Annotated in this window: 14 protein-coding genes; 4 read left to right on the top strand and 10 right to left on the bottom strand. The window is 71.4% G+C overall.

Annotated features, from left to right (window positions below; all coding sequences use genetic code 11):
- Positions 1-120 precede the first annotated feature (120 nt).
- The 3 genes from ACWEFL_RS01245 to ACWEFL_RS01235 all read right to left on the bottom strand — a co-directional run bounded on the left by ACWEFL_RS01245 (position 121) and on the right by ACWEFL_RS01235 (position 3,940).
- Positions 121-870, bottom strand: a complete 750-nt coding sequence (locus tag ACWEFL_RS01245) for a hypothetical protein (RefSeq protein WP_451705659.1) — start codon at positions 868-870, stop codon at positions 121-123.
- A gap of 158 nt (positions 871-1,028) precedes the next feature.
- Entirely contained in the window at positions 1,029-1,382 is a 354-nt protein-coding gene (locus ACWEFL_RS01240) for a zinc-ribbon domain-containing protein (RefSeq protein ID WP_451705656.1), read from the bottom strand.
- Positions 1,379-3,940 (bottom strand): hypothetical protein, encoded by a 2,562-nt coding sequence (locus ACWEFL_RS01235; RefSeq protein WP_451705655.1) that lies wholly within the window; start codon positions 3,938-3,940, stop codon positions 1,379-1,381. Before ACWEFL_RS01235 ends, ACWEFL_RS01240 begins: the two co-directional genes overlap by 4 nt.
- A 358-nt stretch (positions 3,941-4,298) precedes the next feature.
- On the opposite strand from ACWEFL_RS01235, the gene ACWEFL_RS01230 reads away from it, so the two are divergent.
- Complete coding sequence (locus ACWEFL_RS01230) at positions 4,299-5,246, top strand: nuclease-related domain-containing protein (protein WP_451705653.1); 948 nt, start codon at positions 4,299-4,301, stop codon at positions 5,244-5,246.
- 168 nt (positions 5,247-5,414) lie between these two features.
- Here ACWEFL_RS01230 and ligD read toward each other — a convergent pair whose 3' ends face one another.
- Positions 5,415-6,290, bottom strand: coding sequence for a non-homologous end-joining DNA ligase (gene ligD, locus ACWEFL_RS01225; RefSeq protein ID WP_451705650.1), 876 nt, complete (start codon positions 6,288-6,290; stop codon positions 5,415-5,417).
- Between the two features lie 57 nt (positions 6,291-6,347).
- On the opposite strand from ligD, the gene ku reads away from it, so the two are divergent.
- Entirely contained in the window at positions 6,348-7,481 is a 1,134-nt protein-coding gene (gene ku, locus ACWEFL_RS01220; RefSeq protein ID WP_451705648.1) for a non-homologous end joining protein Ku, read from the top strand.
- A gap of 168 nt (positions 7,482-7,649) precedes the next feature.
- Here ku and ACWEFL_RS01215 read toward each other — a convergent pair whose 3' ends face one another.
- From ACWEFL_RS01215 to ACWEFL_RS01190, 6 genes are all read right to left on the bottom strand, one after another.
- Positions 7,650-9,404, bottom strand: a complete 1,755-nt coding sequence (locus ACWEFL_RS01215) for a glycosyltransferase family 2 protein (protein WP_451705645.1) — start codon at positions 9,402-9,404, stop codon at positions 7,650-7,652.
- Positions 9,401-9,574: a hypothetical protein gene (locus ACWEFL_RS01210; RefSeq protein WP_451705643.1), complete on the bottom strand. Its 174-nt coding sequence runs from the start codon at positions 9,572-9,574 to the stop codon at positions 9,401-9,403. Before ACWEFL_RS01210 ends, ACWEFL_RS01215 begins: the two co-directional genes overlap by 4 nt.
- Before the next feature lie 59 nt (positions 9,575-9,633).
- A complete protein-coding gene (locus ACWEFL_RS01205; RefSeq protein ID WP_451705640.1) occupies positions 9,634-10,884 on the bottom strand; it encodes a nucleotide sugar dehydrogenase in 1,251 nt (416 codons plus the stop codon).
- A gap of 918 nt (positions 10,885-11,802) precedes the next feature.
- The gene (locus tag ACWEFL_RS01200) at positions 11,803-12,504 is read right to left on the bottom strand and encodes a nitroreductase family protein (protein ID WP_451705637.1); all 702 of its coding nucleotides are present in this window, start codon (positions 12,502-12,504) and stop codon (positions 11,803-11,805) included.
- Between the two features lie 133 nt (positions 12,505-12,637).
- Complete coding sequence (locus ACWEFL_RS01195) at positions 12,638-13,090, bottom strand: ABA4-like family protein (protein ID WP_451705635.1); 453 nt, start codon at positions 13,088-13,090, stop codon at positions 12,638-12,640.
- On the bottom strand, positions 13,087-14,127 hold the full coding sequence (locus ACWEFL_RS01190) for a hypothetical protein (RefSeq protein ID WP_451705632.1): 1,041 nt from the start codon (positions 14,125-14,127) through the stop codon (positions 13,087-13,089). Before ACWEFL_RS01190 ends, ACWEFL_RS01195 begins: the two co-directional genes overlap by 4 nt.
- A gap of 103 nt (positions 14,128-14,230) precedes the next feature.
- On the opposite strand from ACWEFL_RS01190, the gene ACWEFL_RS01185 reads away from it, so the two are divergent.
- A complete protein-coding gene (locus tag ACWEFL_RS01185; RefSeq protein WP_451705629.1) occupies positions 14,231-14,935 on the top strand; it encodes a MerR family transcriptional regulator in 705 nt (234 codons plus the stop codon).
- A gap of 511 nt (positions 14,936-15,446) precedes the next feature.
- On the top strand, positions 15,447-21,281 hold the full coding sequence (locus tag ACWEFL_RS01180) for a DUF7927 domain-containing protein (RefSeq protein WP_451705628.1): 5,835 nt from the start codon (positions 15,447-15,449) through the stop codon (positions 21,279-21,281).
- The last annotated feature ends 218 nt before the right edge of the window (positions 21,282-21,499 follow it).

The following is a 21,499-nucleotide window of genomic DNA, read 5'->3' as shown; positions in this document are numbered from 1 at the left end:
GGGGCCACCGGAGACGCCGGAGCCGCCGGGGCCGGCGAAGTCGCCGGAGCCGCTGGATCCGACCGGACCGGGTCGCACCGGGCCGGGTCGCATCGGGCCGACCCCGCCGAAGAGGATGCTTCACGGCTGCTCGCCTTGTGCCGTTCCGGTCGGCACGGGGCCGGTCGGGCCGTTCCCGTGCTCCTTCGGGAGCGGCTGCACCCGGATGATCTCGTCCCGCGTCGGCAGCATCGCCTGGTGGCGGCTGTCCCAGGACCAGGCCGTCCGGTACTCGTATCCGGGAATGCCCGCCGAGACGGAACGCAGGATGATGTCCCGGCCCGCGAGCTCCACGCTCACCAACTGGTCGGAGGTGGACATGATCCGCGTGAGGGTCCCCTCGGCCGCACCCGTGCCGGGCGTGTAGCCGCGGACCTCCGTCTGCTGCTCGGGCATCCTCACCCCGAGGATCAGTTCCTCCCGCCCGTCACCGGTCAGATCGCGGTAGTACGGCTTGAGCACCGGGCAGGACGCCGGCTTCTCCTCGCAGGCGTCCAGTCTGGCCACGGTCTCCCGTGAGCTGCCGTCGGGGCCGGCGTACGTCATCGGGTAGGCGGCGGCCTCCGCCCGGACGACGGCGAGCGGATCCAGATCCCGCACACCCCCGCCGGGCACCTTGACTCCGGGGATCGGCGCCGTGTCCGTCTCCCCGTAGTCGTACGGGGGAGCGGTGACGGGCGGGAGGTCGGGCCACAGCCGTACGGGCCCGGCGGCCGTGGGCGTCGGGCCCGCGCTCTTCAGCTCGCCCGCGTTGCCGCACGCGGACAGCGACACGGCGGCGGCGACCGTCAGCAACACGGCGTACAACGGGCGGTGGGGGCGCGGTCGCAAGATTCTCCTAGCCGGGCGGGGGTGTGCCCGAGGCCGTCGTACGGTGATCCCGCAAACCCTATTACCCGGAGATTCCCTTTTCGTCCCACACCGCCCGCGCCACCCTCGCCGCCCGGCTGCGGCTCTGGTGTTCCGAGGTGCGCGCCGGGACGGGTGACTCAGCGCTGATACGGGTTCTGCCCCTGGCCCTGCTGCCCCTGGGGCTGGCCGTAACCCTGGCCGTACCCCTGGCCGTAACCCTGGCCCGGTCCCTGGCCCTGCCCCTGAACCGGGCCGCCGGTGCTCTGCGCCACCAGCTGGTCGGCCTGCTCCTTGGGCACCTGATGCTCCGCGCCGCAGAACGTGCACTGCGTCGAGTACTTCGTGGAGTACGGGAACACCGGCACGAAGAAGAGCGTGAACTTCGAGACCCGCTTCCGCAGCGTGTGCGCCGCCGGATTGCCGCACTGTCCGCACACGAGGGTGAGTATCGCCAGTTGGTAGAGGTACCCCTTGGTACCGAAGATGATCATGCTGTCGGCCCCTCCCACGTCAGCGCCTGCCGGCAGAGGGCCAGCAGCTTCTCATCCCTCACGATGTCATGGCTGCCGTATCCCCCGTCTATGGCATTGTGCCGTCTGACGCATGAAATCTCGGAGCGGAGCAGCCTCTTGGCCCCCTCCGCCCCGCACTCCGCCGACGCCGCCGCGCCGTCGCAGGCCCGGCCCGCCAGCAGCTCGGCGGTCGGGACACGGGTGCTCGGCATCGTCTCCCACGCCGCCCTGAGCACCGGCCACGCCCGCTCCGGATCGCCCGTGACCTGCCAGAGCGCGATCGCCGCGTCCACACGGGTCCAGGGGTCGGCCGACCACACCAGATCCTCCAGCGCGGGGGCGGTCGTCACGGCGGCCGGACCCATGGCCCCCAGCACCGTGGCCGCCGAGCGCCGCGCCCCGGAATCGGCCGCCCCCAGGGTCTTGCGCAGCACCGGCAGCACGGACTCCGCGTCGCCCTCGATCGCCCAGAGAGCCGCCGCCGCCTTCGCCCCGAACGCCCCCGACAACGACCCGGGCGCTCCCGGAAACGTCACGGTGAGCGAATCCGAGCGGGCGGCCCGGACCAGCAGCTGCCGCAGATCCGGTATCGCCTCCCGCGCGTTCGGGCCGAAGGCCGTGAGCGCGCGCAGCACCAGTTCGACCACCCACTCCCTGCGGTACTCCGGCGCACCCCGCAGCACCCGCAGCACCTCCGGCATGGCGTCCGCGGCCCCGAGCGCGGTGAGCCCGTAGAGCAGCGGACCGGCCAGATCGTAGAGCCGGTCGTCCAGCTCGATACGGGCCAGCCGTGCACGCAGCGCGGGCGCGAGCGGGGCCGCCGCCGCGCCCAGCTGATCCAGTACGTAGCCGAGGTCCTGGGGGGCCTCGGGCAGCTCCAGCATCTGCTGGAGCACCGGCACCACGCGTGGATCGCCTGTCCGCGCCAGCGCCGCGACCGCGCTGCCGAGCATGCGCGGTCCGCTGGCCCACTCCTGCATCCAGCATCCGGGGTCCGCGGCGACGAACTCCGCGAGCGCGTCCGCCGCGGGCCGGGCGAGTTCGAACAGTTCGCCGAGCGCACCGGCGGCGGCGTCCGCGAGCCGGGGCTCCTTGTCGGTCAGCTGCTCGCCGATCAGGCCCACCAGTTCGCCGTACTCGCCGCGCCAGGTGCGCAGCAGCCCGCTGCTCATCCGTACGGCGTCGATCCGCTGCCCCCAGTCGGGGCTGCACAACTGGTCGGTCAGCAGCGCTATCCGGTCGTCGACGCGGTCGCCGAGGCCGGAGTGCAGGGTGCGCAGAAGATCGCCCGTCCAGGGGGCGGGACGGCCGGCCATCTCCGACTCGCGGCGCTCACGGAGCTGCCCCAGCAGCGTCGGCGGAGAAGGCGGAGAAGACGAGGGAGGTTGAGGAGGTACGGAGGGGGCGGCAGGCGCGGAGGGATCCGCGGCGGGTACCGAGACCGGCTCGGCGCGCAGCTCCCGCAGCAGGCATGTGACGTCCGGGACCACATCGGGGGGCAGGGTGTGCGGAGCGCAGCGGGCGAGCTGGGCGATGGCGGACAGCCGCAGCCCGGCGTCGTAGGCCGCCCTGGTGCCGCGCGCCTGCCCGTTGGCCGTCGCCCGGCCGCCCGGCTCCTCGCCGCCTGGCTGCCCGTCGTACGACTCGCTGCCGGAGGGCCGATCGTCATGCGGCGGTTGCCCGTCACGCGTGCGGTCGCCGTCGAGCGCCGGGGCGGCGGCGTCCTCGGGCCCGGAGCCGTGCGGACCGCCGGACCCGGCGGACGGCGACCCGTCGGGGCGGGGCGGGCAGGGCCGGGAGCCACGGGGCCCGGAGCCGTATGACTCAGATGGCTCAGAGCCGTATGACCCGGAGCCGTATGACCCGGAGCCGTATGACCCCGAGCCGTACGACTCGGGGTCGTACAGCGAGGGCTCGGCATCGGGCGGGACGCGCGTCAGCCCGGTCAGCCAGGCGACGACCTCGGAGTTCAGCCCCTCGTGCCGCAGGGCTATCCGGCCTCCCGCCTCCACGCAGGCGAAGCGCACCTCGGGGTCCTGCTCGACCTTCAGCCGTTCCCTTAACAAGCCGAGCACCAGCTCCGGTTCGCCGTGCAGCGTGGCGAGCGCGAGCGGCACGGCGAGACGCACACCGCGGTCGTCGGAGTCGACCAGCGAGAGGAAGACGTCCGCGCCCGCGGTCACCGCCGAAGCGGCCATGGCGTAGTTCGCCGCGTACTCGAACTCCTCGTCCTCCGGGTCCAGTTCGTCATCGCCGTCGAGATCGATGCCGCCGATGCTGGTCAGCAGCTCGACGATGCCGCCGCGGTCCGGGACCGAGGGGTCGCCGGCCAGCTCCAGCAGGAAGGGGATGCAGGCGAGCGTCGCGTCGTAGACGTCGCCCTGATGGTGAACCGTCGCATACAGCCCGTCGAGCGCCAGTTCACGCATCTCCGGGTCGGCGGACGCGAGCCCGTGCAGCAGCCCCGGCACATCCTCGGCCGGACCGTAGGCATGCTCCAGCGCGGCCCAGTCGACCTCGTCGATTCCCTCGAACAAGCCCGCCCCCTCCCCAAAGCCCTCCGGACCGAAGACTCACAGGCGTACGCCCGGAAGCGGTCCGTCCGCAACCCCTTCGGCTCACAATCCGGCCCGGACGCGATCCGGCTCGGACACAACCCTGTCCGGACGCACCCCTGTCCGGCACAACCGGTCCGGACTTCGCGCCCCGAACCGTGAGCCCCAAGAATCGTGGCCACGGGGGTTGTGCGCCAGAGCTTTGCGCAGGATCCGCGCGCTTGTGGAGAGTCTGCACCACCGCCCGGACATCGCGAGGATATTGCCCGGAAGGGCCCGTGGCTGGTCCCATGGTCCAGAAGCGATGACGGGCGGACGACAGGCGGCTGAGGATGGGCGAATGACTGCGTTACTGCGCGTCACACCGGCACGCGCGGGGAACGGCGCCGGGTCCGACCGGCTGTACGTCACCCTGCCGGACGGCCGTCACGTCGCCTGGTACGACCGGGACGCCCCTCGCGCCGGAGACCGGGGGCGGGACGGTATGAGTGACGGCGTCCGGGACCGCGACGCCGAGGACGGTGACGCCGAGGACGGTGGTTCTTACGGCGGTGGTTCGGGCAGCGGCGGTGACGGTGGCCGGATCTCTCTGGTCCATGAGCGGCTGCGCGACGAGGTGCTCGCGGTTCTCGCCCCGTATCTCACCGGCGACTGGACGGTCGGCCCGCCGCCCGTGCCCACCTCGGACGACCTCGCCCGGCTCTCCCTGCACCCCGACGACGACCTCGCGCCCAACCGGCCGGGCGAGGCGCTCCACGCCGAACTGGATCACCTCCCGACGCCCGGCCGCTTCAGCCGCGACCCGCGCCGCGCCCGGCGTGCCCAGCTCGCCGCGGAACACCTCCTGGGCGGCGCGCTGGACCGGCTCGACGGAGCGGGCTGGCGGATTCTGCACTCGGTTCCGCTGCCGGGCGGGGACCGTATCGACCATCTGGCCATCGGCCCCGGCGGTGTCCTGGCCGTGCACACCCTCGCCGCGCCCGGACTGCGGATCCGGGTCACCGACCCGCTGGTCCGCGCCGGCCGCTCCGAGCCCGTCCCGCTGCTCCGGCTGACCCGCCGACGTGCCGAACGGGCGTCCCTGGCCCTGGCGACGGCGGTACGTCCCGTTCTCGCCGTGACCGGAGCGGCGCGGCTGGACGCTCCGTCGCCCGCGCCCGTGGACGTACGGATCCTCAACGAGAACGAGGTGCCTGCGCTGGCCCGGCTCGGCGGGGTCCACAAACCGGCCGACATCGAGGCGTTGTACGCGGTGGCGCGGGATCGCCGCACCTGGCTGCGGACCTGACCCGACCGGCACGGCCGCCACAGCTGACCCGACCGGCACGACCGGCACGACCGGCACGACCGGAGCGAGGGGCGCGACCGAGGCGGCCGATACGGTCACGGCGGTCACGGCGGTCACGGCGGTCACGGCGGTCACGGCAGTCACGGCAGTCACGGCAGTCACGGCCGGTCACGGCAGCGGGCGGGCCCGTCCCGGATCGAGGAGCGGGGCCAGCAGATCCCCGTAACGGTCCAGCCGGGGCGCGATGTCCTCCAGCCGGAACGACAGCTCCAGCCGCGCCTCCACCTCCTCCCAGGTCACGGGCGTCGACACGGTCGGCTCGCGTCGGGCGCGCAGGGTGTACGGAGCCGCCGTGGTCTTCGCGGCGGCGTTCTGGCTGTGATCGACGAAGACCTTCCCGGGCCGCAGACTGCGGGTCATCCGGTGCAGCACCAGCTTCGGCAGCGCGGCCTCTCCCTCGACGGCCAGCCCCTTCGCGTACGCCGAGACCGCCTCCGAAGGGGTCGGCTCCAGCGGTACGAGGACATGCAGGCCCTTGGCCCCGGACGTCTTGGCGTACGCGTCGAGGCCGTCGGCCGCCAGCCGCTCCCGCAGCCATACGGCGACGGCACAGCACTCGACGACACCGGCCGGGACCCCCGGATCGAGGTCGAAGACCAGCCGGTCGGCCACGGCGGGCGCGTCGGCGGTCCACTGCGGCGTATGGAACTCCACGACCAGGTTCGCCGCCCAGACCAGCGACGCCAGATCGTCCACGACGACCTGGCGGGCCCCCGGATCCTCGGAGTGCGGCACGGGAACCGTGCGTACCCACGATGGCGTACCGGGCGGCGGATTCTTGGTGAAGAAGAGCTGGCCGCCCGGCCCGTCCGGATAGCGGAGGAAGGAGACCGGCCTGTCGCGGAGATGGGGGAGCAGCGCCTCCGCCGTCACGGCGTAGTAGTGCAGGATCTCGCCCTTGGTCGTCCCGGTGGCCGGGTGGATGACCTTCTCCAGATTGCTGAGCGCCAGCCGCCGCCCAGCCACCTCCGTGATCGGCGTCATACGATGAGAATCCCATAAATACTGATAAAACGACCGAATCGGATGAGAGGGATCAACGTGCGATCCATCTGGAACGGTGCGATCTCCTTCGGCCTGGTCTCCATCCCGATCAAGCTGGTGAACGCCACCGAGAACCACTCGGTCTCCTTCCGCCAGATCCACACCGCCGACGGCGGCCGGATCCGCTACCGCAAGGTCTGCGAGCTGGAGGACAAGGAGGTCCCGGCGGCGGAGATCGGCAAGGGGTACGAGGACGGGGACGGATCGATCATCCCGATCACGGACGAGGACCTGGCCTCGCTGCCGCTCCCCACGGCGAAGACGATCGAGATCGTGGCCTTCGTGCCCGCCGACTCGATCGACCCGCTCCAGATGGACACCGCGTACTACCTCTCCGCCGGTGGCATCCCGGCCGCCAAGCCGTACACGCTGCTGCGGGAAGCCCTCAAGCGGAGCCGGAAGGTCGCCCTGGCGAAGTTCGCGCTGCGGGGGCGGGAGCGGCTCGGCATGCTGCGTGTCGTGGACGATGTGATCGCCATGCACGGTCTCCTCTGGCCGGATGAGATCCGCCGTCCCGAGGGCGTGGCCCCGGAGATCGAGGTGAAGGTCCGCGATGCCGAACTCGACCTCGCGGACGCCCTGATGGACACCCTCGGTGAGGTCGACATGGAGTCTCTCCACGACGATTACCGCGAAGCCGTCGAAGCCATGATTACCAGGAAGGTCGAGGGCGGCGGAGCTGTTCCGGAGTCCGCCCCCGCCGAGGCCGGCGGGCAGGTCATCGACCTGATGGCCGCGCTGGAGAGCAGCGTACGAGCGGCCAAGGAGGCGCGCGGGGGAGAAGAGGTCGCCGAGGTGACCCCGATCAAGACGCGGAAGCGGGCGGCCTCGAAGAAGAAGTCCGAGGAAACCGCGGAGACCGCGCAGACCGCGGAGACTGAGGAGACCGCGGAGACAGCGGCTGCGGGCGCGGGCGCGGCGAAGAAGCCCGCGAAGAGGTCGGCGTCCCGGACGGCCGGGAAGGCCGCGGAGGCGCGGGCCGCGGAGACCCCGGCGAAACCGGCGGCCAGGAAGGCATCCGCGAAGACGGCGGCGAAGACGCCCACGGACACTGCGGCGGACACGGCGGCGAAGAAGTCCACCGCCAAGAAGGCGGCGAAGAAGCCCTCGCGGAAGCGTGCGTCCGCGTAGCCGTGCTCATGGACAGCTCGCGTTGACGGACGGCGCGTCCGTCGATCCCGCCGTCGGCCGGTGGCGGAAGGGGCGGGGGCGCGGACTCCAGCAGCCGGTCTGTGAGCTGCTGGAGCCGCGTGGCCCCACCGGGCGGCCGTGGTCAGCGGCCGCGTCCCGGACGAGGGCTCAGCGGGTGTCCGTGCCACGGATACCCGGATCGAACGCCGACTCGCCCGGAGGAACCAGGACTTGGAGCGGGTTCCCCGCCCGCCTGTCCGCGTGCCGTCCCCGTCCGTCCCGCCCGTACGCGACCTGCGCATGGGGATCCCCCGCACGCACTTCCGGGACGTACGGATACGGATCGAAGGGATCCGGCCAGTACGGGTCCGGAGCGTTCCCGTCCGGGACGTACGGATCCGGCGCATAGCCGTCCCGGCCGGACCCGCCCTGAGCGGACGGATGCCCGGTGTACGCGGACGGATTTCCGGAGTACGCGTCCCCTCCCGCGTACGATCCCCCTCCCGCGCCGCCCGGTTCCCACTGAGGCATGGGCGGCACGGCGGCCGTCGGCGAAGCGCCGCCGGAGCCGTCGAGGGAGACCTCGGCCCCGCCCTGCCGGGTGCCCCACCCCGTGTTGGAGCAGGTGGCGGCCCCGTACCAGCGCATGAAGCGGAGCACGGTCCAGGCGAACACCACCGCCAGCGGCATGAGCATCCAGGTCACGATCCGCTCGCGGATGCGCTCGTCGGACCGGATGATGCTCAGATACCTCAGCCCCTGGGCCCAGCCGATCAGGAAGGGAAGCAGCAGGAACGAGGCGTCCGGGACATTGCCGTACTTGAACGGCTCGACCAGGAGCAGCCACACCAGGACCGAGGTCGACAGAGCGACCTGGAACCAGCGCAGCAGATGGATCCAGTAGGCCAGACCGGTCACCGGCAGATACCGCATCCGCCACAGCGAGCGGATGGTCGACCCGCGCATCCACCGCAGATACATGCGGCACAGATGCCCGAACTTCTCCGGCATCGCGGAGAAGACGACGGCGGTGGGCTGCTGGACGGTCCGCCCGCGGAGCAGCGCGTACAGGGTGAGGAGGCTGTCGTCGGAGAGCATGACCGGCCGTCCTCGGAAGGTCTCGCTCAGATACGCGTCGAGGTTGTCGCGGATGATCTCGGCACGGTACGCGGCCAGCGGCCCCGAGTTCACCAGGACGGCGCCCACCGAGGAGAGCGCGGACCGGTCCACGAGCTGCCCCGTCAGCAGCCAGAGGTCGGTGACCCGCGCCAGCAGATTGACCCGGTGGTTGGTGGCGAGGACGATCCCCGCCACCGACTGCACCGACGCCCGGCCGAACGGCAGCAGCACCTGCTCGATGGCGTTGGGCGCCAGACAGCTGTCGCTGTCGAGCGTCACATAGATATCGGCGTCCGGACTCACCCGCACACCGTGCCCCTGGGCGTGCCGCTTGCCGCCGTTGGGGACGCGCTGCCAGGTCGTCTTGATCCCGGCTCTGTCGGCGGCGGCGAGCCACCACCGGCGTACCGCCTCGTACTCGGTGCTCGTCGACCCGTCGTCGACGATGTGCACACTGTCCGGCAGCCGGGTCTGGTCCAGGAGGGACTGGAGACCGAGGCGGAGATAGCCCTCGTCCTCGTTGTAGACCGGTACCAGGACCGATACGTGCAGCCCGGCCAGCATCCGGGTGATCCTCGGGGTGGCCCGGTGCGGCCGGTCGAAGTGGTACATCAGGGTCTGCGTCATCAGCAGGACGAAGGTGACGGCCCACACCACGCCGAGCCGGCCACGGGTGGCGTCCCCGTAGTGCGTCGCCGCGATGGCGTGGTGCGCCGCCCACGCCGCGGCGGCGGTGAGCGCGATCGCTCCGGTGAGGACCGTGCCGGAGTGATGCGGATGGGCGGCGAGGGGTCTCGGGGTCATCGCTGACCGGCTGCGCGGTCGCGACGGAAGCCGAAGCGGATCAGGACCGCACCGGCGCAGACGACGAGGGCGGCTATGCCCAGCAGCCACCAACCGGTGATGACTGTCCCGCCGACGATGATGGCGCCGGCCGCGGAGCCGGTACGGGCGAGCTGGCCGTTCTCGGACATGGGGGGATTCCTCACTTCTTCTGCTGTCGCGCAGATGTACTGGTGGGGGGAGAGGGGGGTCAGAGCTGCTCGACGTGGGCGCCGGCGGGAACCGCCCGGCGGGTGTCGAGAACGTAGGAGGCGTTCTCCCGCACGGAGTCGAAGTCGAACTCCGGATGATCGGTCAGCACCAGGACGGCGTCCGCCGTGGCGAGGTCCAGCGCGGTGAGCGAGGTGCGGTGCCGCATGCCCGGCTCGGAGACGATGTAGGGGTCGACGACCGTGCAGTGCGCGCCCTTGGCGGTGAGCAGCTCGACCACACTGCGCGCGGGAGACTCACGGGTGTCGGCCGTGCCGGGCTTGTACGTGAGCCCGAGGGCGAGGACCCGCGAGCCCTTGAGGGGCTTGCCCGACCGGTTGAGAGCGCTCTGAAGCCGTTCGACGACATAGGCGGGCTGACGCTCGTTGACCTCCTGGGCCAGTTCCACGAACCGGAAGGTCTCGCCGAGCTGCTGCCGCACATGGTGGGACAGGTACACGGGATCGATCGGGAGGCAGTGACCCCCGACGCCGGGCCCCGGTGTGAACCGCATGAACCCGAAGGGCTTGGTGGCGGCGCAGTCGAGCGCGTCGCCGACGTCGATGCCCAGCAGATGCCCGAGCTTCCCGAGTTCGTTGACCAGCGCGATGTTGACGTGCCGGAAGGTGTTCTCGAAGACCTTGGACAGCTCGGCCTCCTCCAGCCCCCGTGCGGGCACGGTGACTTCCACGAGCGTGTCGTAGAACTCCTTGACGTGTTCGAGGCAGACGTCGGTGAGCCCGGAGACGATTTTGGGAGTGTTCTCGAACCGCCAGGTCGCATTGCCGGGATCGATGCGCTCCGGGCTGAACCCGACATGGAAGTCCTGCCCGGCGACAAGACCGGAACCCTCTTCGAGGAGAGGGATCAGGACGTCACGGGTCGTTCCCGGATACGTCGTCGATTCGAGAATGACGGTCGACCCCGGCTCTATGTAACATGCAAGAGCGCACGCCGCCTCACGGACGCAGGTCAGGTCCGGGGCGCGGTTGGTGAGAGGGGTGGGGACCGTGATGACCGCTATGTCGAAGCCCTTCATATCGCGCGGGTCATGCGTCGCCCGATAGGAGCCGACGGTGAGCGCGTCGCGCAGACGTGTTGAAGGAATGTCCTCGACGTATGAGTTACCCGAAGTGAGCTGAGCGCAGCGCGCGGTATCCGGTTCGTATCCGGTTACCTGATGTCCGGCCTCCGCCGCGCGCATGGCGAGCGGAAGTCCGACGTAGCCCTGTCCCAGAACGGTTATGTTCATGCGGATAGAGGTCTTTCTGGTCTCGTGCGGTTGTGCGCGAGCCGAACTTCACGAGCGCGGGCCGAACAGGCGCCCCTTCGCGTGACCGTCCGTCAGGACGCGGTGCACGCGGGGCACTCCGGCCGTTCGGGGAAGGCCGAGCTCCCGCTTGATGGCATGGATATGCCGAGTGGTGAACCCCCTTGTTGTCCACAACCTCCCTTCTCGGTGTTACGGGTGGGACCACTGGGATGTAAGTGATCGTTGTGAACCCGTTGTTGTTCTGGGACAGTACGCCGGTTTACAAGCCGTTGGGCGACTCCTGCTTGATTACGCGGGAGATGACTCGCACCATCAGCGCGGATGAGAGAGAACATGGGCAACTCTCATCGAATCGCCATGGTGGAAGCCTGTCTTCCGCCGCTCGCGTCCGATTTCCGGGCCTCCGGGATCCGGGAATCCGGCTCCGGGATCCCCTGTGCGCCGTCAGGCCGCCACTCCCTTTCGGGCGAAGTTCGTCCTTCGTTTCGGGGCCGGATGGCCGGAGTTCTACGGTCGTCCGGAACGGCGAAAGGGGAACCGGGCGCTTGGACGGTTTCACCGAGGCGGATCCGAGGGGTATGGGCCGGTTTCCGGGTATTCGAGCGCGGTACGGGCCTTCTGGACGCGGTGACCGCCATGGGGGCCGGTGGCGGGCGGGTCACCGTGACGCCGTCCATGGCGCGGACGCGCCTCGGGGCCGCCGAGGCTTCGCCACGTACCTCATCGCGCTCCGCGCACCGGTCGGCGGCGTGAACGCGACCTCATGCGGCTCCTCGACGAGCACGGCACGGCACGGGAACCCCCGGCCGGTGCCCGGCCCGTGCCCGCCGAGGGCCGCCCGGCCGGGGTACGGGCAGGGCGTTCCCGGCCGCCGCCGTCGCCGCCGTCGTTACCGGGTCAGATCTCGATCAGCACCTGGTCCAGCGATTTGCGCACCAGATCCGGGACCTGGCAGTCGGCCGCCGGATAGCCGACCGGGACGACGGCGAACGCCTTCTCGTTCGGCGGGCGTTCGAGGACCTCCGAGAGGAAGCGCATCGGGCTCGGGGTGTGGACCAGAGCGGCCAGCCCGGAGAGATGCAGGGCGCTGAGCAGCATCCCGACGGCCATGCCGACGGACTCGTCGACGTAGTAGTGCTTGCGTTTGACGCCGTCCTCGCTGAGCCAGTAACGCTGCTGGAAGACCACGATCAGGGCGGGCGCGTCCGTGAGATGCGGCTTGACCCGGTCGGTGCCGAGGGGGCGCAGGGCGGCGAGCCACTCCTCGCCGAGCCTGCCGTCGTAGGAGAGCCGCTCCTCCTCCTCGGCGGCCTCCCGTATCCGCCGCCGGATCCCGGCGTCCTGGACCAGGACGAAGGTCCATGGCTGCTGATGGGCGCCCGAAGGGGCCGTGGCGGCGCAGGCGATGGCGTCCCGTACCGCCTGCAGCGGCACCGGATCGGCGGAGAACTGCCGTACCGTACGCCGTTCGTCCATCCGGACGCGCAGCTCCGCCGCGCGGGCCAGGGACTCGGACGGCGGGATTCTGTCGGGGCGGTAGGGGACAGGGTGATAGGGGTCGCCGTGGGTGGGGACCCAGTGCCGCGTTGATGGGGACATGCCGCTGAGTCTGCCGGGCAGCGGACGTACGAAACAGAGGGCCGCACCGCCATGGGCGTACGAAACAGAGGGCCGCACCTCCGTCCACGGCCGCACCCCACGGCCGCACCTTCGCCCAGGGCCTCCCCCGCCCCTATCGGGTGACCGCTTCCGGGGCGCGCCTTCCCGTCCACGCGGTCCGCACCGCCCGCAGCAGCAGGAAGACGAGGAGGGCGAAGGGGGAGAGCAGGACGGTGAAGACGAGCAGCGGGCCCATGACCAGGGGGTGGATTCCCAGCCGACGGGACTCCAGGAACATCCACTGCCCGACCAGCAGATCCCAGGCGATGATCTGCGCCCAGACCGCCCCGGCGCCGTCCGCGATCTCCACCAGGTCCTGGAGGCCGCCCAGGGTCGGCTCGCTCACCAGGGACCACAACTCGGGCAGGACGGGAAGGACGAGGGCCGTATAGACGACCAGGATCGGCACGGCCGTCAGCGGTGAGGCCGCGATACGGGCGGTGACCCGCCAGGACGGCGCGAAGATCATCAGCAGCCAGACGGGGACCGCCAGCAGAAACGAGAGATCGAAGAGGAAGTCGGTCATGCCGGCAGCCTCGTTTCGGTGCGTCCCCCGTTGTCGTTGCCGTTCCGGTCGTCGCCGTTCCGGGCGTCGCCGTTCGGGTCGTCACCGTTCCGGTCGTCACCGTTCGGGTTGTCGTCGTGGCGGGGGGACGTCGCCCCGCCGCGCAGAGAGACGTGAACTCCCAGCGCGCCGCCCGCGAGAATGACGGCGGCGGCGGTGAGGGTCGCGCCGTCGGGGTGGATCAGCGACTGACCGCGCAGGGCCTGCCAGGTGACCAGAGCGAGGAGGGCCGCGTACGCCCCCGAGGCCGTGAGCACCAGCCGCAGCCGCACGCGTTCGTCACCCAGCCTGGGGAAGCGGGACGCCAGGACCACCAGGGCGAGCAGCAGCAGCGGCAGGACCTGCAATGCGTGCATCCCCACGAAGTGCGGAATGCGCAGATCTCCGCCGGTCGTCGACCAGCCGGTCAGCGGCATGGAGGCGCCGTCGTCGGGCACGCCGACGCTATGGGCGCCGACGGTGTCCCCAGGCGTCGCACGCTGTTCCGATGTGGGCAGGGTCATCAGGACGCCGAGAGCCGCGCCGATGAGGGCGATGACCGAACCGAGCCGCAGCGCCCAACGGGATGCCCCGTCGTCGATGCGGGAGCGGAACAGCAGCACCGCGATGACCACCGCCGCGATCCACAGGGTGACGATCGTGAACGCCATGATGTCGTAGAGCCGGGAGTCGAAGTCGGTCTCCTGGTTGAAGTGGCTGCGCTTGCCGCGGACGACCTGTCCGATGATGACCACCATCTCGACGGCTCCGGTCACGGCGACCGTGGTCCCGGCCCACCAGCCCGTCCGCCTGGCGCGGGTGGTGAGCGAGAGCATCCACGCCAGCGACACCGCGTACACCATCAGCGACACCGAGAACTTGAACGGCTTGAACCAGATGTGCGAGCCCACCAGCATCCGGTCGTCGATCAGCATGCCGACCGCGGACACGGCCGTCGTCACCGCCATGCACGCGGCGAAGAACATCAGTGGTCGGTGCCAGGAGCGCCAGGAAGGCATGGAAGACCCCCGTCGATTATGGATAGTGGAGATGCCTGCTATCTGTTAGTGCCACTATCTATGATGGGGGGCGACGCGGGCAAGGGTGGAAGGTGAACGTGCGGTGCGCATCGGCGAGCTGAGTCGCAGGAGCGGGGTTCCCGTTCCGACGATCAAGTACTACGTACGCGAAGGGCTGCTGCCGCCGGGGGAGTTGACCAGCCCCAACCAGGCGTCCTACGGCGAGTCGCACGAGCGCAGACTGCGGCTGATCCGTGCCCTGCTGGACGTCGGCGGGCTCAAGATCGCCGCTATCGCGGATGTCCTCGCCGCGGTCGACGACCCCGGCAAAACGGTGCACAAGGTGCTGGGCGTCGCGTCGGATCTCCTGGTGCAGCGCTACCCGGAGGGGGAGCCGGACGAGGCGCTCACGGCCGCGCGGGCGCAGGTCAGGGAGCTGGTCGACCGGCGCGGCTGGCAGAGTGTGGACGACTGCCCCGCGCTGGAGTCACTGGCCTCGGCCCTGGCCACGCTGCGGCGCGTCGGCCACGGCGACTACGCGCGGACGCTGGACGCCCACGCGGACGCGGCCGAGGCCGTCGCCCGCGCCGACCTCGACTTCCTCGCGACCAAGGAGTCCCTGGACAGCGTGGTGGAGGGGGCCATCGTGGGGACCGTGGTGGGGGAGGCGATGCTCTCGGCGCTCCGTCATCTCGCCCAAGTGGACCGTTCCTTCCGGACGTACGGAAGAGTGGGCGGCCACGGGCGGCCCGCGGAGGACGGTCAGGGCGCCGCGCGGAGGGAGCGGTCCGCCGGGCAGGGAGCCTGACCGGACCGACGCGCTGCCCGCGGCCGGATCTCCCCGGCCTTGAGGGAGCGCCCGCCGGGAGGGGGAGTTCCGCGTCCGCGACGGGGACTCCGGGGGCGGAGGCCGCGCCGCGCCCGTGCCGCGCATGGCCCGACGTACGGCCCGCGCATAGCCCGACGCACGGCCCGCACATGGCCCGACGCGCGGCCCGCGCATGATCCGCGCGGGGTGATTCGACGGTACGGGCCACGGGGATCGCGTCCCCGCCGACGACACGAGGTTTATTGCCTCATGTGATCGCTTTGACGCTGTTATCGTCGCGAACGCGGATTATGTGTAATTTGCACTTTTCGTGCGGGGTGTGAACGCGAGCCGTCTGCCGTGGCGTCTCAGCCGTCCCGTGTGGGGGGCGGTCGGGCGCCGGACGTGGGACGGATCGAGCCGCGCGCGCTTCGGGGCAGTCGTCGGGCGGGGGCTTTCTCCAAGGGGGGAATCGGTGTCGTATCAGGGGAGCGCCGTGCGGACGAGAGCGATGCGGCACCGTGTCGCGCTCGCGCTGGCAGCAGTCTTCGCCATGGTGGCGGGGGTGTTCGCCCCGGTGCCGGGGGCGCTCGCCTCCAACCACGCGGTTCTCGGCATCACCGTCGAGGCGGTCGACGCGCTCACGTCCGCGCCGCAGACGGAAGCCTCCTACATGGAGCACAACAACCAGGTCGGGTACCGGATCTCGTACTCCTGCGCCGCGGCCGACTGCGCGGGCGCCACCGTCCGGATGTCGCCCTCCCAACCGGACCCGTACGGTCTGCTGTCGGCGGAGCGGATGCTGTCGTACGCGAACTGGACGCTGCCCGCCGGGGTTTCCGGCGCGACGATCGGCGGGACGGACACCACGGGCAAGACGATCACGCTCGGTGATCTGCCGGCCGGCACCTCCGGTACCTTCCGGGTCGTCTACGACATCCTCCACGAGGGCTCCTACACCACCGCCCGGCCCGCCCAGTACTACCCCTCCGGGTTCGAGATCGAGATGTCGGCCACGTTGACCTCGTCCACCGCGACACGACCGGTGACGTCCGACGCGAATCCGGTGACCTGGACCAGCGAGGTGCCGCAGCCCGACATCAGCCAGAGCAACCCCGGATCCTCCCGCCCCGGCGTCGACGTCTCCTGGCAGGTGGCGATGGGCTCGGGCGCCTTCCAGCGCTCCAGCGCCACCCGTGTCGTCGGCACCTCCGAGTGGACCGCCGCGGGCAGTTACACCGTCGTCGAGAAGCTCGATCCCCGCGCGGTGTACGTGTCGAGCACGGGCGGCGGCGTATACGACAGCGCCACCCACACCGTCACCTGGTCGACCGGGACCAAGGAGAACCCCTCCTACGACGCGGCGGGCGGCTGGGGCTTCTCCTCCAACTCCGGCTGGACCTCCCGAGGCCCCTACTACCCGCGCGCGGTGACGGTCAGATACCCGGCGAGCGCGTTCACCTCCGATCCGAGCGGCTGCAACTTCGAGGAGACGGTGACCAGCCGTGCCGAGGTGTCGCTCACCTATCTCGACGCCGAACGCACCACGAAGACGGCCTTCCACGAGATGTCGCACCTGATCTCCTGCTACGACCCCTTCGCCCGCGCGAGGATGGGCAAGGACAGCACCAACAACGGCAGCTCCGGCGCGGTGCGCATGCTGAACGTGCCGCCGGACGTGGCCGGTACGACCTGCCCGCCCAGCGGCCGTGACGACTGGAGCCGTACCTGCACGCCCGGCCAGGCCCTCGCCCCCTTCCCGGACAACACCTACTACTGGAGCGTGCCGGCCTACAACGAGTCCAACGTGCCCGGAGTCGCGGTCATCGAGGACGACACCCTCGGCCAGGCGGACGCGCGGGTCGGCCGGATCACCACGACCGCCACCACACCCCCCGCCACGATCGAGTGGACGCTCGACGACGGCACGACCGGCGCCTCGAACGGAACGGCGAACGCCCCGGCCGGCCGCTGGTTCACCAAGGCCAAGGTCACCAGCGGTGCCATCGCCGCGCCCAACACCCGCCCCAGTGACAACCGTTCGACCGCCTTCAACGCCTCCTTCCACTACACCGTCACCAAAGACGCCCCCGTCGGCGAGCGGCGCACCAACACGGCGCGGGCGACGATGTCGTGGCCCGACAGCGGGCTGGACGACATGAAGCTCGGCCCGGTCTCCCGGACCGTCCAGTTCCGGGCGACGCCCAAGTCGACTCAGAAGCCCGACTTCACCGCGGCCTTCGTCTCGCCCGCCCAGGTCGAGGGCGGCGGCAACGCGGTGCCCGGCAAGGACGTCGCCTTCACCGTGCGCGGCTCCACGGCTGACGTCCCCCAGGACGCGGACATCACGCCGCAGTACGTGTTCATCGCGCCGGCCGGCTGGACGGTCGATCCGGGCTCCGCGACCTTCCCCGCGAACTCGGTGCCGCAGGGTCTGCGCTTCGACTACTCGACGAAGACCGTCGGCGGCGTCGAACGCGATGTCGTGGTGGCCACCTGGCCCGACGACGTCTCCTTCGGGAGAAACACCACCTGGCCCACGATGACGGTCGTGGCGCAGCCGGGCTTCTCGGTCGCCGCCGGCACCAGGAGCGCCGCGAACGCCTGGACGGGCGACTCCCGGCACACCTGGGACGACACCCAGGCCGACTACGCGGGCCCGGTCCAGGACACCACCGACGTCGACGGCGACGGCGACACCCAGGAGTGGTTCTCCAGCGCCGCGCAGAACGTGCTCGTCTCGGCCGCCGACGGACTGCGTGCGGTCAAGGAGATCTGCCGGCCGGACGCCGCCGCGTCCGACGGCTGCGCGTGGATCTCCAGCCCCGACGAGATGGTGGGCGTGGCGCCCGACGCCACCGACATCCGCTACCGGGTCACTCTGAAGAACACCGGCAACACCACGCTCAGCGATGTGGTCGCCTACGACGTCCTGCCGTACGCCGGTGACACGGGCACCAGCGCGGGCACCGCCGACACGCCGCGCGGCAGCACCTTCGACGAATCCCTCTCCGACGTCCTCGACGTCTCCGCCAATCTGCGACTCGCCTACTCGGCGTCGACCAACCCCAAGCGCGACCAGGTCTACCCCTCCGCGCCCGGCGCGGTCGACGACTGGGGCCCCGGCCACGTCGGGAAGAAGGCGATCCGCGCGACCGTCCAGGGGAACCTCACCCCGGGCCAGACGGCGGTGTTCGGTTTCGTCGCCTCCGTCAACCCGGGAGCCGTCGCCGACGCGGTGGCGTGCAACTCGGTCGCCCTGGACAGCGCCCAGACCCTCCCCGCCGAGCCGCGCCCGGTCTGCGCCACCACGCAGGAGGCCGACCTCAGCGTCTCCGTACCGGACCGGCTGCCGCTTCAGGTCGGACGACCCGGTGTCGTCCCCTTCACCGTCGAGAACGGCGGCGGATCGCAGGAGAGCGCGGCGACGGTCACCGTGTCGGTGCCCGCCGGGCTGACCGTGACCGGCCTGGCCCCCCGTGGCTGGGCGTGCACCACCGGGTCGAACACCACACCGTACGCCGGTCCCGTGACGCTGACCTGCAAGCCCGTCGACGACGACGGCGAGCCGGCCAAACTCAAGAAGGACGTCGGAGTCCCGCTCGACATCCCCGTGGTGCCCACGTCGGCCGGCACCCTGTGTGTGCCGGCCTCCGTCACCGGTCTGATGACGGACCCCGACCTCACCGACAACGAGGCGACCGGGTGCACCCTGGCAGAGGCCGCGACCGCGGGCCTCGGGGTCGGGAAGACCGACGGCCGTGTCGTGGCCGCCCCCGGCGACACGTACACGTACACCCTGGACGTCGAGAACCTGCTGCCCGGCGAGAAGGTCACCGGCGTGGTCCTGAAGGACACCCTGCCGGCCGGTCTCGCCTTCGTCTCCGCGACCGGCGGCGGGACCGCCTCGGACCAGGGGCCCGAGGACGCGTACGGCAACCAGCCCGGCGGCACGGTGACCTGGTCCCTCGGCGACCTTGGCCCCGCCGCCGCCCCGACCCCCGGCGGAGACGGGTCCGGCGGCGGCGAGGACGCCACCGCCGAGGTCCGGGTGACGGTCCGGGTGCTGCCCGGAGCCGAGGGCGACATCGTCAACACCGCCGAGGTCACCGCGCCCGACCCCGCCGACGACACCAAGACGCTCACCGCCGACGCCCTGGACTCCGACGGGCTGCGCACGCTCGCCCTCACCAAGACGTCCGACGCCAGGGCGTCCGGGGTGAGCACCGGCGACACGGTCACGTACACCGTCACCGCCACGAACACCGGAACCGCCGACTACACGGCGGCCGACCCCGCGGTGGTGGCCGACGACCTGAAGGGCGTCCTCGACGACGCCGGCTTCACGGCCGGCTCGGCGACCGCCACCGTCGACGACTCCTCCCCGCAAGCCGTCGCGGATCCGGACGACTCCGTCCTGACCTGGCGGGGCGCGCTGAAGGCCGGGGCCACGGTGACGCTGGTCTACCGGGTGAAGGTGAAGGACGGAGGCGATCACACGCTCGCCAACGCCGCCTTCGGGGCCGCCTCCGGCACCTCGTGCGACGCCGGGACGGGCCGCGACCGCACCGGAGTGCCGTGCGCCACGACCAGCGGTGGTTTCGCCCCGACGCTGACCAAGACGGTGCGTTCCCTGGCCCAGCGCGACGACGGACGCTGGACCGTGGAGTACGGGATCGGCGTGGCCAACCCGAACCCCGGCGGGAAGGTCACCTACGGCCTCCTCGACGACCTGCGCTTCGGCGAGGGCATCGACGTGGCCGACGCCGAGGTGACCGGCGCGCCGGACGGCCTGAGCGCCGACGCGGAATGGAAGGGGGCCGGCTCCATCGTCACCGGCGCGGAACTGCCCGGCGGCCAGGAGCACGAGTGGACCGTGACGGTGACCGCCGACGCCCACGCCACGGCCGGAACGCCCGCCGGCCGGTGCGCCGACGGCGAGGCGGCCGGCTTCGCCAACCGCGCCACGCTGGTCCTCACGGACGACACGCGGCGTACCGCCGACGCCTGCGCCGAACCGGCGAAACCGTCCGTCACCAAGACCGTGGACGGAGCACCCGAGCGCAACGAGGACGGAAGCTGGGAGATCCCCTACCTGATCACCGTCGCCAACGCGGCACGGACCCCGTCCGGCGGACTGGCCTACCGGCTCGACGACACGCTCTCACTCCCGAGGGGGGTCGCCGTCACGAAGGTGGCCGCCACCGGCGACGACGCCCCGCTGAACCCCGGGTTCAACGGTGGCCTCACCACGGTGGACGGAGCCGCCGTCACACCCGACACGGCCCTGCTGACCGGGACCGACCGTGTGCCCGCGGCGACGGCGGACGGTCCGGGGAGCCGCGCGTACCGGGTCACCGTGACGGCGAGGACGAACCGTGAGCTGGACGAGCGGGACGTCGCGTGCGGCCCGGAAGGAGTGCGGGGTTACGGAAACGCCGTCACCCTCTCCTCGACGGACGCGGTCCTCGCGACGGCCGACGCCTGCGCCGACATCGCCGTACCGGAACTCCGCTTCACCAAGACCGCCGACAAGAAGGGACCCGTCCGTCCCGGCGATGTGATCACCTACACGATCACGGCCACGAACACCGGTGACGCCGACTTCGTCGCCGCCGAACCGGCCGTGATCGAGGACGACATGACCGACGTCCTCTCGAACGCGGACTACCGCGACGACGTGGAGGCGAGTGCGGGCGAGGCCGTCGTGGAGGCTCCGGTCCTGCGGTGGTCCGTGCCGATCGAAAGCGGCGGGACGCAGACGCTCACCTACTCCGTGGAGGTCGGTGACGTCACGGAGGAGGGGCGCATCCGGAACAGTGTGACGGTCCCCGGAATCCCCGCGACCGGTGAACCGGTGGCATGCCCGGCGGAGGCGACGCTCGCGCCCGGAGCGGTGTGCACGGTCACGACGGACTTCGAGCCGGAGCCGGAGCCGTCCCCCTCGCCGTCGTCGTCCGAGCCGGAGCCGTCGCCCTCCGGATCGTCGTCCGAGCCGGAGCCGTCCGTGTCGGCATCGGAACCCGAGACCAGCCCCTCGGCGACCGAGCCGGAGCCGTCGCCGTCGGCATCGTCGTCCGGGCCGGAGCCGTCCGTGTCGGCATCGGAGCCCGAGACCAGCCCCTCGGCGACCAAGCCGCAGCCGTCGCCCTCCGGATCGTCGTCCGCGGCGGCCGTGCCATCGGCCGGACCCAGCCCGGAACCGACGCCGACGAAGCCGAAGGGCTGGCTGCCCAGAACCGGCGCGTCCGTCGCGATCACCGGAGCCGTCGCACTCCTGGCGCTCCTGGTCGGCACGATCACCTTGATCGCCGTACGGCGCAGGACTCCTCGCGACGGGGCCTGAGGGCCGTCCCCTTCGTGACGGGTCCTGAACACCGGACCCGTCACGAAGGGGCCTGAAGCACCGCTCCCGGCCAGGGGCTTGACCGAGGGCGGCGAGCACCCCGCGTCGCCGCGACACAAGAGGGCGTCCGCTTCGGCGGGCGCCCTCTTCGCCGTGGGCGCGGGCGAATTCCTCGCGCTGGGCGCGGGTCCGACGGTGGCCCGATGCACCGCGCTCGC

The organism is Streptomyces sp. NPDC004838, from assembly GCF_053600955.1.
The sequence above is the reverse complement of the archived record's forward strand: the minus strand, read 5'-3'. Positions and strand labels throughout refer to the sequence as shown.

Bases quoted from the DNA above. Each gene is read 5' to 3' on its own strand.
- ACWEFL_RS01215 (WP_451705645.1), bottom strand. From the start codon at position 9,404: ATGACCCCGAGACCCCTCGCCGCCCATCCGCATCACTCCGGCACGGTC.
- ligD (WP_451705650.1), bottom strand. From the start codon at position 6,290: ATGACGCCGATCACGGAGGTGGCTGGGCGGCGGCTGGCGCTCAGCAAT.
- ACWEFL_RS01180 (WP_451705628.1), top strand. From the start codon at position 15,447: ATGCGGCACCGTGTCGCGCTCGCGCTGGCAGCAGTCTTCGCCATGGTG.
- ACWEFL_RS01230 (WP_451705653.1), top strand. From the start codon at position 4,299: ATGACTGCGTTACTGCGCGTCACACCGGCACGCGCGGGGAACGGCGCC.
- ACWEFL_RS01190 (WP_451705632.1), bottom strand. From the start codon at position 14,127: ATGCCTTCCTGGCGCTCCTGGCACCGACCACTGATGTTCTTCGCCGCG.
- ACWEFL_RS01200 (WP_451705637.1), bottom strand. From the start codon at position 12,504: ATGTCCCCATCAACGCGGCACTGGGTCCCCACCCACGGCGACCCCTAT.
- ACWEFL_RS01210 (WP_451705643.1), bottom strand. From the start codon at position 9,574: ATGTCCGAGAACGGCCAGCTCGCCCGTACCGGCTCCGCGGCCGGCGCC.
- ACWEFL_RS01240 (WP_451705656.1), bottom strand. From the start codon at position 1,382: ATGATCATCTTCGGTACCAAGGGGTACCTCTACCAACTGGCGATACTC.
- ACWEFL_RS01205 (WP_451705640.1), bottom strand. From the start codon at position 10,884: ATGAACATAACCGTTCTGGGACAGGGCTACGTCGGACTTCCGCTCGCC.
- ACWEFL_RS01195 (WP_451705635.1), bottom strand. From the start codon at position 13,090: ATGACCGACTTCCTCTTCGATCTCTCGTTTCTGCTGGCGGTCCCCGTC.